Below are 12,784 nucleotides of genomic sequence, written 5' to 3'. Positions count from 1 at the left end.
AAAATGTCTCCTTTTTTAGTTACTGAGCTTTTATTAAAGCGCTATGGCGGGGTGAGTTTTATCCCTTCTGCCTGAAACAGTGCTTCCAATTCCCGGTAGCCTTCCAACTCTGTTAGCAAACGGCTCTTTTCATGTTTAGCTATTTTTAGCCAGCTTTCGCCTTCAATGGCGCCAACCATCGCGTAGAGAAAGTTCAAACTGGGAGCGGTACTGCACTCATTTTTGAGCCGTATAAACGCTCGGATTGCGCCTATCTCTCGCAACGCTTCGGGAGTGTTGATGCCAACCTCTGTCAGCCAGGCTTCAGATTTTGGTCCTAATCCGGGCAGGTCTCTTAATCGGGTCATCCAAACTGTCCATCTAATCGGGGTTTCAACAGAATCGGTGTATAGGGGATCAGAAACAGCCCCCAGGCGATAATCCAGAGTCCACCGGAGAGATGGATCGCCAGGCTGTGCAGTTCCGGAATCATCGGCATAAAGACTCTGACTGAGCCCGCAGCAACCATCAGGATAAACGCAATAACGGTTATTTTAGCCAGTTTTAATGGCCGGGCCGTATGCCCCAGCGATACCCGGGCCATCATGCCGAGGGTCATCGATCCGATCGCCCCGGCGGCGAACGCATGGGTGGTGATATATGGCGATAACTGAGTTATTCCGCTGACCGCTTCAAGGGCAAAACCCAGGGGTATAAACAGATAGGCGACATGCAGAATCCAGATGAGCGGGTTGCGTATCATGCGTGGTTTGAACCAGCCTGTCAGGCGTATCAGGTTCAGCACTGCGTTGAGTGCTGCAAGCAGAAGGGCAACAGAGTTGAACTGGAGCAGGTCGGCGATGAGCCAGCCAAATGCCATCGGGATTACTGATTTCTCAATCCAGCTGAAGCGCTTTGCTTCAAATGCCAGTGCCCGTTCAGTAAAGAAAGGGATAACCCGGCCACCCATGACGACCATGACGACTACGATCAGTCCCAGTTCCAGATCCATTCCCTGAGCCAGAGTTGATTCAGTAATGCCCAGAAGTTGCAGGTGAATCAACAGATTAGCAAAGCTCATGGCGATTAGAATAACCGTGAAAATCAGGTTTTTGTAATTGCCGGAGCGGATGATCGGCAGCCCGATAGACAGGGCGACCAGCGGCAGAAACAACAGGTCAGTCACCGCGATTAATGGCGCAGGTAGCGGCACAATAAACTCGGAGATCAGTGGTAGCAGCCGGGCCGCCAGCCAGAACAGGAAGAGTCCTGCCAGTTTTGCACCGAAGGGGGTCTGGATCGAGGTCCAGTTGCGCACCGCCGTCAGCAGAAATCCGGCAATCACTGCCGCGGCATAGCCAAATAGCATCTCGTGACCATGCCATATCTGACTGATCTGGTAATAGCGGTAGGTCGCCTGACCTGATCCCAGCAACATCAGCCATTGAAGCATTAGTAGCAGGCCAGAGAGCGCCGCGAATAAAAAGAAGGGCCTGAAGCCCAGGTTAAACAGAGCAAAGCGTTTGTCCTGATGGGGTTCCTGAATCTGCATAAAAATTTACTCACCCTGGTTCACTGTTCAAAGAACATAAAAAATAATGGCATCTGCTGCTTCAATGGCTGCAAGAGCATTTTTTCTCTGCCGGGTAGAGTAGAATCGGACCTTCTTAATGAAACTCTGTCCCGGCGAGTGTGTATGCGGTTCAAATTATCCAGCTTTATCCTCTTAGTATGCAGCCAGCTTTTATCTGTTGCGACATCTGAAGCAGGTATCAGTGTGACAGATAACCGGGGGCGGGTGATTGATATTGCTCAACCGGCCCGGCGGGTTATCGCGCTGTCGCCGCATATTACCGAAAACCTGTTTGCTATTGGTGCTGGGGATTATATTTCTGGTGTGGTCAGTCACAGCGATTATCCTGCTGAAGCGTTGAATATACCGGTGATCGGCGATTCTCAGAGCTTTAATCTTGAAGCGATTATCGCCCTCAAGCCTGATCTGGTGGTCGCCTGGGCGGGAGGTAATCCGCATCTTCCGCTGCAACGCCTGGAGCAGATGGGTATTCCTGTTTACTACTCAGATCCTAAAGTGTTCAGTGACATTCCCTATAACCTGCGGGCATTGGGGCAGCTATTACAGCTGCCTGAAGCCGAACATCAGGCGACGCTGTTTGAGGAACGTTTGCAAACGCTACAGCAACAATACTCTGGCAGAACCCGGCTACGGGTTTTTTATCAGCTCTGGAATCAGCCGCTGATGACTGTTAACCAGGGACAGATGGTGAGTCAGGTCATTCGCTTGTGTGGTGGGGAAAATCTGTTTGCCGGACATCGGGAGGCGATTCCCCGTCTGGGGGTAGAGTCGGTGCTGCTGACGGATCCGCAGGTGATTCTGACGGGGAGAAATCTCCCGGATGGCTGGGAGCAGCAATGGCAGGCATGGCCCACTTTGTCGGCTACCCGGGATGGCCAGTTTTATCGCCTCAATGAGGATCTGCTATACCGGCCAACCATGCGCTTGCTGGACGGTGCACAGCAGATGTGCGAAGTGCTGCAGCAGGCGCGGATGGTCGTCGAGTCGCAGTAGCTATGCAGTCTCAGGTACTCTGTCTGAGTATTACTCTGTCAGACCCTTGAAAAACGATTTGGTGTCCTGTGCGGCTTTTTTGGTCGCATCCCACGCTGTTTCGGCACCTGCTTTGGTGCTGCAGGCTGCCCGCGCAGCGACGCATTTGGATTTACAGCCGGTCACGGCAGCGTCATCGGTCATATGTTTAACTTCGCACTTCGTTTCGCACCAGGTCTGCTCATCAGCGCAGTCTGCCTGAGCCAGTGGTGCTAAAAACGAGGCTAAAAGGGCAATTGTCAGTGGAGCGATAAAACGCAACATATCGGTTTCTCTCTTTTACTGTTTATATTGGCTAATCATAACCACATCATAAAATGCGGCCCCTGCGGACTTATGTTACCCGCCCTGTTGCTCAGGTTTATGAGCAGGTTTGCGCGGCTGCCATAATACTTCTTCACCGCCGTTCTGTCGTGCCAGTACCCGGGCAACGACAAACAGCAGATCCGAGAAGCGGTTCAGGTAGGTAGCGCTTAACGGGTTGACCATTTCCTGGTCGGCCAGTTCCACCATCCGTCGCTCAGCCCGGCGGCAAACGCTACGTGCCTGATGGCACAGTGCTGCGGCCCGGTTGCCGCCCGGAAGGATAAACTCCTTCAGGGGCGGCAGCTGGCTGTTGAGGGCGTCAATCTGTTGCTCCATCTGCGTTATCACTTCAGTGTCGATAACGGTGTAGCCCGGATCGGCCACAGCCAGTTCACCCCCCAGATCAAACAGATCGTTCTGGCACTGTAGCAACAGTATCCTTAACGGTTCCTGAGCGGCAAGCTCGGCGAGTAAAACGCCCAGCAGGCAGTTCAGTTCATCGGTATCCCCCAGGGCTTCGATGCGCGGGTGGTATTTATTTACCTTGCTGCCATTGGCCAGCGAGGTCGTGCCCTTGTCGCCGCTGCGGGTGTAGATTCTGGTCAGACGGTTGGCCATCAGAGTGTCCTTTAAATAAAAAAGGCCGAATAAAACTATTCAGCCTCCGGGTGACGTGCTTAAGCTGAATTAAAAACAGCTCAATTAAAAGCTATATCGGGCCGAAACGGTTAGCAAGCGATCCTGATTATTATACCCGGGATTGGTTTGATACGCCTTGTCGAACAGGTTTTCAATCCGGCCTCCAAGTGTCCATTCAGGGGTTGCCTGATAGGTTGTATAGAGGTTTAGCACGGCAAACGCGGGCAGTGAACTGCTGTTGTCGGCGTTGCTGTAGCGTTTTCCTTCCCAGATGATTTCACTACCTGCGGACCATTGGTCAGCGGCGTAGTGAATCTGCCATTTAACGGTTTCCTGTGGTCGGAAACGCAGTTTTTTTCCTGTCGCTGCATCTCTGGCATTCACGTACTGGTAGGCCAGAGTGTGGTTCCAGTGGCCATAGCTTATCTGGTAACTGGCATCTACACCTTTGATCTCTGCTTTGTCGGTATTTTCCACCGTGGTGAAACTATCATTTATGCTGATCAGGTTGCGGATATCGGTTTTGTAAACACTGATCTCCCAGAGGGCGACGCCGTTGCCTGAAATGCTGATCTCTGTGGTTTCAGATTCTTCCGGTTTCAGGTCTGGATTTCCCTGATAGCCAAAGCTCAGGGGATAATACAGGTCATCAAAGGTAGGGGCTTTAAATGCTGTACCGTGGCTTATGGCTACTTTCAGCGGATCAAACTGATAGGCATATCCCGCACTGTAGGTGGTATTCTCGCCAAACTGTTCATCATCGGTAAAGCGGCCACTTAACTCAGCCTGATAGTGATCGCCCTCCTGAAGCAGACCGACAAAGGCCGCTTTGGTGTCCCGGCTGCTCACTGTATAGCTCTGTGTGCTGTCGGCCAGATCATCATTCAGATAATCCAGCCCGGCGGAAATAGAGGTGTTGTTAATGTAGACCGTGTTAAGCCAGTTTACTTGCTGGCGTTCGGTGACATAGCGGGAGCCATTCCTGCGGCTGATGCCGTTACCGTAAGTCAGGTTGTCATCTTTGACATAGGCGGCGCTCAGGGCACTATCGAAACTATCACCCGAATACTGGATGTGGGCAGAGTAGAGTTCATTCTCAAAATCGGACTCGTTGCCTCCCCAGGTTGTGTCGAACTCGCTGTTACCCTGCCATTTGATGGCCTGGAGATTCAGGTCAACCCGCTCAGTCAACTGCTGGTCAATGGCAATATTCGCGGACAGATTGCGATAACCGTCTTTATCAAACTCTGCATCATCCTTAACATCGATACCGTCGTGATGATCGGCTGAGAGTGCAACCGAGATGCTGCCAGTGTCACTATAGGGCTGAGAATAGGTGCCAGATAGCTTGTGTGTACCCTGATCACCGAGAGTCAGGGCAACTGAGCCGGAGGCATTTTGCTTCCCCTTTTTCGTGAATATCTGGATCATTCCGCCAATGGCATCGGAGCCATAGAGGGCCGAACGGGGGCCTCTGACAAACTCAATTTTTTCAATCTGATCCACCGGAATCAGTTCCAGTCGGGTACCGGCCGCTGTCGGTGTCCCAATGCGGATACCATTAACCAGAATCAGGGTGTGATCGGATTCAGTTCCGCGGGTGTAGAGCGCAGCAGACTGACCGCGGGCACCGCTGCTGGTGAAATTAACACCGGGTAACAGGTTGATTGCTGCTTTAGCAGAATCCACCTGAGAGCGCTGGATATCGTCAGCGGTCACTACGGATACTGAGGCGATAGTTTCTGTAATCGGTTGTTCAATCAGGTTAGCCGATACAACAACAGTATCGAGGGTGTTTTGCTGTGCTGTTTCCTGCGCCACAGCCGTAGCAGAGATCAGCGACGTGCCCATCAGCACTGCCGGATAAAGGGGGGACATTTTCATTGTACTTCCTGTTTAGCGCACCCACCGTGCACTTAAAGAGTGAACTGACTACTGGCCGGTCTCCGGGCTGGTAACCTGATCAGCATCTTGCTGATCCGTCACTGACGCCTTCCCATTACAGTGGCATATGTCAGTTTCGCAGTTACTTACCGTTGCGGGGGCAGCGCTGGAATTGCTCTGTTAAGGAGCGCACCAGACTTCCCGATTAACCCTGGCTGTTGAGTCAGCGTCGGGCACCAGTAGAACGAGGCGCTACTCTATGTTGCGGTTGCGCCCGGGTCAAATGAAAATGTGTCAGGTGTTTATGAAGGCCGCTAATCTATTTCTCTAATCAATCTCAGGTATATGTTTTTTGCTGAACTGAGGTGTGCGATCCATGGCATCGGCAACGATATTGCTGTCCGGCGTCAGGTCAGCCTTTGCGTCTTTGTTTTCATAGGGCAGGGCGTTCAGAACGATTTTCATCACATTTAACCGGGCGCGTTTCTTGTCATCCGACATGATGGTTGTCCAGGGGGCAAACTCTGTATGGGTATAGTGGTACATCGCCTCTTTGGCTTTGGTGTACTCCTTCCACCGTTCTACTGATGCCAGGTCCATGGGGCTCAGTTTCCAGTGTTTCAGCGGGTCTTCACGGCGCTCATCGAAGCGTCGTTGTTGCTCCCGCTGGTTCACAGAAAACCAGAATTTGAACAGACGTACACCACTTTCGACCAGCATCTGTTCCAGCATCGGTGTGTGTTTCAGAAACAGCTTGTACTCCTCCTCTGAACAGAACTCCATCACCCGTTCCACACCCGCCCGGTTGTACCAGGAACGGTCAAACAGCACGATCTCACCGGCATTGGGGAGGTGCTGCAGATAGCGTTGAAAGTACCACTGTCCCTGTTCGGTGCTGGAGGGCTTGTTCAGGGCAACGATACGGGCTCCCCGGGGATTAAGGTGCTCGGTAAAGCGCTGAATGGCACCCCCTTTGCCTGCTGCGTCCCGTCCTTCGAAAATGATGACTACTTTCTGACCGGTCTCCTTGATCCAGTTTTGCATTTTCAGCAACTCGATCTGCAGCTTCTGTTTCTCTTTTATATATTTCTTTTTGGAGAGCTTTGTATCGTAAGGGTAGTCTTCTCCCAAACCTTGCGACAGACGGCGCTCTGATGGGCTCATCTCTGAATGTTTCTTAGCCATGTTAAGATCCTTGTTAACCGATAAATAGTTTAAAGTGTCTCACCGCACAGAGAGAAGCGCTGTTATTCCTCACTCAGCCCCCGGACGGCCTCGAGCACTAAGCGGTTAGCGGGTGTGGCGATACCGGCCTGATCGGCAACCTCGCAGAGATAACCGGTGATGGTTTCTATCTCTGTGGGACGGTTGTGGCTGATATCCTGTTGCATCGAGGAGTGGTTGTTTCCGGTTAGTTCTGCCACGTCCCAGGCTTCCTCCATCAGTTTGCGGTCAAACAGGGAGATCCCCAGCGCACTGGTGACCTCATCGACCTCTTTGCAGATCTGCGCCATTGCGGCCCGACGGTCATCATATTTCAGCAACTCGCCATTGCGGCAGTTAAACAACGCGGTAAGTGGATTGATCGCACAGTTAATCGCCAGCTTACGCCACAGTACCGTTTCAATGTCGGTTGCATGGCGCAGCTGATGATCAACCCCTTGCAGCTCCTGAAACAGACAGTCATTGTCACCATCAGACAGCCGTCCGATATGGGTTTCGCCAATGCCCGCCCTGATCAGACTGAAGGGCTGATCAAAGTAAGCGCCATCAGTTGTGCTGCCAGCCCAGATCTCCACTTCAGGGTTTTCATCTCTCAGCTGTTGCTGCGGCCCCATCCCGTTGTGCAACAGTAAAACCTTTGTGCCGGCCGAAATGCGCTGTTTGACTGAGGCGAATGCGTCGGCTGCCGCAAACGACTTCGTGGTGATCAGCAGGTAATCGATAGGATCATCACAGTCAGCCAGTTGTGCCTGGGTATCAAACCACTGGATTGTGTCATCATGGGTGATCGAAAACCGGCCCGTTTCATTGTACTGAGAGAGCTTGTCCTGTGTACGTAAAATCAGTGTGACCTGATGGCCAGCCGTGCGTAATTTTGCTGCCCAGAGCAGGCCTATCGCGCCAGCGCCCAGAATATGCCAGTGCATATGTTCAGAGTCCTATGCCGAAATGGGGTATGTGTATCACCATCATAACGGTATGATAGGCAGGATAAAACATATTAGGCCGCAGGCAAGCGGCAGACCTGCTTTAAGGAGTATTTTCGATGCCATCTTTTGATATCGTTTCTGAACTGGATATGCATGAAGTGAGTAATGCGGTAGACCAGGCTAACCGGGAACTGGGGACCCGCTATGACTTTAATAAAGTTGATGCGAAATTTGAGCTTGCAGGTGATGTGATCACTCTGCAGGCGGAGGTCGACTTTCAGTTACAACAGATGATGGATATTCTGCGTACCAAACTGGTGGGGCGCAAAGTGGATATTAAAAGCCTGGATGTAGGTGAGCCGCATACCGCCAATATGCGCGCCCGTCAGCTGGTAACCCTGAAACAGGGGCTGGATCAGCCGTTCAGCAAAAAGATTGTCAAAATGATTAAAGACAAAAAGCTTAAGGTTCAGGCTCAGGTACAGGGTGATCAGGTGCGGGTGACGGGTAAAAAGCGTGACGATCTGCAGGAAGTGATGGCGATGCTGCGCAGTGAAGATCTGGAACTGCCGCTGCAATACACTAATTTCAGAGACTGATTTTCCATTAATACGGCAGCATTCAGCTGCCGTTACTTTATGTAAGTTACTCTGATCTCACCCCAGGATTAGCACTAAGGATATTAAGTGGACGCGGTAAAAGCACCGACTCGTAAACACTGGTCAGAAGCGGTATTAAACCAGCGGACACTGATCTGTATCTTTACCGGATTCTCATCCGGTATGCCGTTGTATGTATTGTTTCAGCTGCTGCCTGCCTATCTTCGTGAAGAGGGGGTGGGTCTGAAAGAGATCGGTTTGTTTGCGCTGGTCACTTTCCCCTATACATGGAAGTTTATGTGGGCACCGCTGATGGACCGTTATGTGCCGCCTTTTTTGGGACGCAGACGTGGCTGGATGCTGATGATGCAGCTGGCTCTGCTGGGGTCTATTGCCAGTTTAGGACTGTTTGATCCGGCTATGTCGATCATGACTATCGCCTATCTGGCCACGGCGGTCGCCCTGTTCAGCGCCAGTCAGGATATTGTGCTGGATGCTTATCGTAGGGAACTGCTCCCTGAAGAGGAGCTGGGCTGGGGCAACTCGGTGCATGTGCAGGCGTACCGCATCTCCGGACTCGTGCCGGGTGCGCTGGGGCTGGTGCTGGCTGATATCCTGCCCTGGAGCAGCGTGTTCGTTATCATTGCCGGGTTTATGTTATTGGGGGTGATCATGACGCTGGTGGTTAAGGAACCGGTGATGGCGCCCCGGACCCCACAAACCCTCAAAGAAGCGGTGATCGAACCGTTCCATGAATTTATCACCCGTCTGGGCTGGACCGGGGCGTTGCAGATTCTCAGCTTTATGTTCCTCTATAAACTGGGTGACAACATGGCCACCGCATTGTCGACGCCCTTCTATATCGATATGGGCTTCAGTCTGACAGAGATCGGAGTTATCGCGAAAGCTTCGGCACTCTGGGCCTCTGTTGTGGGTGGGATTCTCGGTGGATTATGGATGATAAAACTGGGGATCAACCGGGCGCTGTGGTTGTTTGGCGTAGTGCAGGTGGTGACCATTCTGGGGTTCGCGTTATTAGCTCAGTCAGGGCCTGATAAACTGATACTGGCGGTGGTGATCAGTCTGGAATATCTGGGGGTTGGGCTCGGTACTGCCGCGTTTACCGCCTTTATTGCCCGTTCCACCAGTATTGCGTTTGCTGCAACTCAGTTTGCTCTGTTTACTGCATTGGCGGCGTTGCCACGGACGTTCGTTAATGCGTTTACAGGCTATGTCGTGGATGCCGTGGGCTGGCACCTGTTTTTCTATATCTGTGCCCTGTTGGCGATTCCCGGGATGTTGCTGTTGTTGAAAGTGGCTCCCTGGAACGGTGATCAGGTGGTAGCAGAGCCTCAGAGCGATAACTAAGCCGGAACAGGCTTGTAGGTGAGTCGGTAAACTTTGCTTTCAGTATGAAAACCTGCTGTTTGCGGGTGCGTTTCAGGGACGCAGGCGCTTTCTGTGTGCATCAGCGATATATCAAACTGTCCGGCATACAACGCAGTAATTTCACTATCTATCATATCCGGGCTTTGCTGACTGTGATTGTCGATATCCTCGACCGTCAGCAGAAAAATCTGGCAGTTTATACCGATCAACTGGCACAACTGGCCGATATACTGCTGGCGGATAGCCCCGGAAAGGGCAGTCAGAGCGGCGCGATCAAAAACGATATCTACTTTTCCCAGTTGATGTTTTTGTAAAGAGAAGAAATCGCCACACCAGATCGTAATCAGTCCAGACTGCCAACAGGTAAAGTTACCGACACGGGACTTTTTAACCTTAAGATTGTTTTCGCTGAAAAATGCTTTTACCGCCAGTGGACTTAATTCAACACCGATCACCCGGTGTCCCCGGGCTGCCAGCCAGAGCATATCCTGACTCTTGCCGCACAGAGGCACCAATACCCTGGCGTTTTTGGCGACGGTCTGGTTATTCCAGAAGCGCGGCAGCAGCGGACTCACCTGCTGTTGATGAAAGTCGGTCCGCTGATCTTTCCACAACTGTAGCCATAAAACATTATCCTGGCGCTTATCGGTGCCGGTAGATTCCTGTGGGGCCTGCTGATCTGTCATGAAATACTCCTGGTATATCCTGAACCCGATGGTCACAGTTGATATGCTCTGATCAACTATCTGTCAGGGCCTGCTGCAATGTTTTTTGTCTGCCTGTTCTCTCCCGCCGTTAACGGTTGCATTGGCCAGTTCATGACAATGTAAGGTAAAGCGTGTTGTCTGCTGCAATATTCGGTCCATAACCCAGGACATGGGTAAAAGAGAGGAGGGGTATTGCAGGGAGAGGAATAAAAAGCCCTTAAGTGGTTGCGCACCGGACGAACTTCATTTTTACTACTGTGTAATGATAATAACAGTATTGAATTAAGCGATTGGGGTGATTGATGGATCAGTTTTTGAACGACTTGCCAAAGGCAGAGCTGCACCTGCATCTGGAGGGCTCACTGGAACCTGAACTGTTGTTCGCTCTGGGCGAGCGTAACGCCGTAGAGCTCCCGTATGCATCGATTGAACAACTGCGTGAAGCCTATGATTTTGGTAATCTGCAGGATTTTCTCGATCTCTACTATCAGGGTGCTGCAGTACTGCAGACCGAACAGGACTTTTATGATCTGACCTGGGCCTACATTGAACGCTGTAAGGCCGAAAATATCCTCCACATCGAACCCTTTTTCGACCCTCAGACCCATACCGACCGGGGTATCCCTTTCGCAACGGCGATTAACGGTATCAGCCGGGCGCTGGAGCAAGCTGAAACCGCGTATGGTATTAGCTCCGGTCTGATTATGTGTTTTCTGCGCCATCTCAGTGAGGATGCCGCGTTCGAAACTCTGCAACAGGCCGAACCCTATCTGGATAAAATTATCGGTATAGGCCTTGATAGCTCAGAAAAAGGCCATCCTCCAGCTAAGTTTGAGCGGGTTTTTGCCAAAGCCCGGGCAATGGGGCTGCTAGCCGTTGCCCATGCGGGTGAAGAGGGGCCTGCACAAAATGTGATCGACGCACTGGACATACTTAAGGTGGATCGGATTGATCACGGTGTACGGGCGATAGACGATCCAGAACTGATCCAGCGCCTGGCCCGGGAAGAGATTGCACTCACCGTATGCCCTTTGTCGAACACCCGACTGAAAGTCTTTGACGATATGAGCCAGCACAACATCCTGCAGATGCTGGAGCAGGGCGTGAAAGTCACCGTAAACTCCGACGATCCGGCCTATTTCGGCGGTTACCTTACCGAAAACTTCATCGCCCTTGAAAAGGGGCTGGGAATGACGCGTGAGCAAGCAGTGGAACTGGCTCGCAACAGCTTTGAATACAGCTTTGCGAATAAAGAGCGGAAAGCAGAGATGCTCTTCGAGCTAGACCGTCGAACAAGTTCGACTCGTTAGAACGCCGCTTCGCGGCTGCCAGACGTGGTTTCGCCACTTGCTCGTTTAGAAAAAGAGTAAACGATTGCTGTGGCATTCATGAAAATAACCCAGAATTTACATAATAGATGAGTATTCGGATAGCAGTTGAAAGTGATGTGCACCAGATCGCAGATTTGGTTGCTTCGCTATCGCATTTTTACCTCGACGAACCAGGCAAAGAACTGCCGGTGTGGTTTAGGGAGTCGATTACGGAGGCGGCATTTGCTGTCAGGGTTTCCAGTCCCGAGTATCTTAATCTGGTTTATGAAGAGGGAGGAGTACTGATGGGCTATATCTCTGTCAAAGGAGGTAGTCATCTTTACCATCTGTTTGTAGCACAAGCGTTTCAGGGAAGGGGGATCTCTCGTCTCTTATGGCTGAAGGCTAAAGAATCTAGTCAAAGCAAACGTTTTTCCTTGCGCTCATCTATCTATGCAGTGCCGGTCTATAAGCGGTTTGGCTTTGTTGAGTCTGGCCCTGTAGGTACAAAAGACGGTATCTCATTTCAGCCAATGGAATGGGATGATGCAAAATAATCGATTCGAAGGTTCTTATTTTTACAACAGTAACCTTCTTACAACGCTTATTCTTTTAAGAGCCTCCCTAAAGTCATAAAGAAGGCTCTCCTAGCCACGAGCAAGCGACGCTTTCCGTTCTAGAAAACACGAGAATAAAAGAGACTCTACTATTGCTGTTTAGGTTTGATAGAGTTAATTTTCGTCACTGTTGTCAGATTTAAATAAAAAATGGCTGAGCGCTAAGGATATGGAGTTCCGATGAGTGGTTTATTTTATTCTTTCTATGTCTGTTTAGCTCATTTGGGGGCTTCCTGCTGCTTTATTCCTCAACGGGTTTTATTCCAAAAATAGGTTTGTTTGCCTTGATCACAACTTTTTCGGGGCTACTAATTATTTGGTATTCAAACTATTTCCAAGCAGGCTATGTTAAAACGAGGAATCATATCTTTGGACGTAGCCTGGCCTTCTCCGGCATCGGATTGGCTGTTTTTCTAATAGGTTTAACGTCATTACTATCTGATAGTTGTCCTTTCAGTTCTGAGAAAGAATATTTTAGTCTTATCGCAAAATTGGGTGTTATGGCAGAGGGTTATGGGCTTTGTTTTCAATATGATGTGTTGTTGCTTGTTTTGGGGGGGATTGTAATGAGACCA

The 12,784-nt window shown here is 50.9% G+C and carries 13 protein-coding genes and 1 riboswitch; of the genes, 5 read left to right on the top strand and 8 right to left on the bottom strand.

The features are described 5' to 3' along the window. Positions 1-41: 41 nt before the first annotated feature. Entirely contained in the window at positions 42-347 is a 306-nt protein-coding gene (locus OCU43_RS18165) for a TfoX/Sxy family protein (protein WP_091357637.1), read from the bottom strand. Beyond that, entirely contained in the window at positions 344-1,531 is a 1,188-nt protein-coding gene (locus OCU43_RS18160; protein WP_091357634.1) for an NnrS family protein, read from the bottom strand. The genes OCU43_RS18165 and OCU43_RS18160 overlap by 4 nt, the downstream gene beginning before the upstream one ends. 225 nt (positions 1,532-1,756) lie before the next feature. On the opposite strand from OCU43_RS18160, the gene OCU43_RS18155 reads away from it, so the two are divergent. Further along, positions 1,757-2,566, top strand: a complete 810-nt coding sequence (locus tag OCU43_RS18155) for a cobalamin-binding protein (protein ID WP_175483508.1) — start codon at positions 1,757-1,759, stop codon at positions 2,564-2,566. A gap of 30 nt (positions 2,567-2,596) precedes the next feature. Here the strand turns inward: OCU43_RS18155 and OCU43_RS18150 are convergent, their stop codons facing one another. The 5 genes from OCU43_RS18150 to OCU43_RS18130 form a co-directional block, all read right to left on the bottom strand. Beyond that, positions 2,597-2,869 carry a hypothetical protein gene (locus tag OCU43_RS18150; RefSeq protein ID WP_091357630.1) on the bottom strand — a complete coding sequence of 91 codons (273 nt, stop codon included), beginning with the start codon at positions 2,867-2,869 and terminating at the stop codon, positions 2,597-2,599. A gap of 75 nt (positions 2,870-2,944) precedes the next feature. Beyond that, positions 2,945-3,529 carry a cob(I)yrinic acid a,c-diamide adenosyltransferase gene (locus tag OCU43_RS18145; RefSeq protein ID WP_091357628.1) on the bottom strand — a complete coding sequence of 195 codons (585 nt, stop codon included), beginning with the start codon at positions 3,527-3,529 and terminating at the stop codon, positions 2,945-2,947. An 84-nt stretch (positions 3,530-3,613) separates the two neighbouring features. Then, positions 3,614-5,434 (bottom strand): TonB-dependent receptor domain-containing protein, encoded by a 1,821-nt coding sequence (locus tag OCU43_RS18140; RefSeq protein WP_091357625.1) that lies wholly within the window; start codon positions 5,432-5,434, stop codon positions 3,614-3,616. Positions 5,435-5,470: 36 nt separating this feature from the next. Further along, positions 5,471-5,690: riboswitch (cobalamin riboswitch) on the bottom strand. Between the two features lie 71 nt (positions 5,691-5,761). Continuing rightward, positions 5,762-6,619 (bottom strand): polyphosphate kinase 2, encoded by an 858-nt coding sequence (ppk2, locus tag OCU43_RS18135; RefSeq protein ID WP_091357621.1) that lies wholly within the window; start codon positions 6,617-6,619, stop codon positions 5,762-5,764. 62 nt (positions 6,620-6,681) lie between these two features. Next, positions 6,682-7,584 (bottom strand): ketopantoate reductase family protein, encoded by a 903-nt coding sequence (locus OCU43_RS18130; protein ID WP_091357618.1) that lies wholly within the window; start codon positions 7,582-7,584, stop codon positions 6,682-6,684. Positions 7,585-7,703: 119 nt separating this feature from the next. On the opposite strand from OCU43_RS18130, the gene OCU43_RS18125 reads away from it, so the two are divergent. Further along, a complete protein-coding gene (locus tag OCU43_RS18125; RefSeq protein WP_091357615.1) occupies positions 7,704-8,186 on the top strand; it encodes a YajQ family cyclic di-GMP-binding protein in 483 nt (160 codons plus the stop codon). A gap of 87 nt (positions 8,187-8,273) precedes the next feature. Further along, positions 8,274-9,554, top strand: a complete 1,281-nt coding sequence (locus tag OCU43_RS18120; RefSeq protein ID WP_245756555.1) for an AmpG family muropeptide MFS transporter — start codon at positions 8,274-8,276, stop codon at positions 9,552-9,554. Here the strand turns inward: OCU43_RS18120 and OCU43_RS18115 are convergent. Then, positions 9,551-10,261, bottom strand: a complete 711-nt coding sequence (locus OCU43_RS18115) for a thiopurine S-methyltransferase (RefSeq protein ID WP_091357612.1) — start codon at positions 10,259-10,261, stop codon at positions 9,551-9,553. The genes OCU43_RS18120 and OCU43_RS18115 overlap by 4 nt on opposite strands. A 323-nt stretch (positions 10,262-10,584) precedes the next feature. On the opposite strand from OCU43_RS18115, the gene OCU43_RS18110 reads away from it, so the two are divergent. Next, positions 10,585-11,592 carry an adenosine deaminase gene (locus tag OCU43_RS18110; RefSeq protein ID WP_091357609.1) on the top strand — a complete coding sequence of 336 codons (1,008 nt, stop codon included), beginning with the start codon at positions 10,585-10,587 and terminating at the stop codon, positions 11,590-11,592. Between the two features lie 107 nt (positions 11,593-11,699). Next, complete coding sequence (locus OCU43_RS18105) at positions 11,700-12,149, top strand: GNAT family N-acetyltransferase (protein ID WP_091357606.1); 450 nt, start codon at positions 11,700-11,702, stop codon at positions 12,147-12,149. Positions 12,150-12,784: the final 635 nt, after the last annotated feature.

The sequence above is a fragment of the Amphritea atlantica genome (assembly GCF_024347255.1).
Classification (GTDB): domain Bacteria; phylum Pseudomonadota; class Gammaproteobacteria; order Pseudomonadales; family Balneatricaceae; genus Amphritea; species Amphritea atlantica.
The sequence above is the reverse complement of the archived record's forward strand: the minus strand, read 5'-3'. Positions and strand labels throughout refer to the sequence as shown.

Coding starts and splice junctions, on each gene's coding strand:
- OCU43_RS18165 (WP_091357637.1), bottom strand. CDS start 347: ATGACCCGATTAAGAGACCTGCCCGGATTAGGACCAAAATCTGAAGCC.
- OCU43_RS18160 (WP_091357634.1), bottom strand. CDS start 1,531: ATGCAGATTCAGGAACCCCATCAGGACAAACGCTTTGCTCTGTTTAAC.
- OCU43_RS18150 (WP_091357630.1), bottom strand. CDS start 2,869: ATGTTGCGTTTTATCGCTCCACTGACAATTGCCCTTTTAGCCTCGTTT.
- OCU43_RS18145 (WP_091357628.1), bottom strand. CDS start 3,529: ATGGCCAACCGTCTGACCAGAATCTACACCCGCAGCGGCGACAAGGGC.
- OCU43_RS18140 (WP_091357625.1), bottom strand. CDS start 5,434: ATGAAAATGTCCCCCCTTTATCCGGCAGTGCTGATGGGCACGTCGCTG.
- ppk2 (WP_091357621.1), bottom strand. CDS start 6,619: ATGGCTAAGAAACATTCAGAGATGAGCCCATCAGAGCGCCGTCTGTCG.
- OCU43_RS18130 (WP_091357618.1), bottom strand. CDS start 7,584: ATGCACTGGCATATTCTGGGCGCTGGCGCGATAGGCCTGCTCTGGGCA.
- OCU43_RS18125 (WP_091357615.1), top strand. CDS start 7,704: ATGCCATCTTTTGATATCGTTTCTGAACTGGATATGCATGAAGTGAGT.
- OCU43_RS18115 (WP_091357612.1), bottom strand. CDS start 10,261: ATGACAGATCAGCAGGCCCCACAGGAATCTACCGGCACCGATAAGCGC.
- OCU43_RS18110 (WP_091357609.1), top strand. CDS start 10,585: ATGGATCAGTTTTTGAACGACTTGCCAAAGGCAGAGCTGCACCTGCAT.
- OCU43_RS18105 (WP_091357606.1), top strand. CDS start 11,700: ATGAGTATTCGGATAGCAGTTGAAAGTGATGTGCACCAGATCGCAGAT.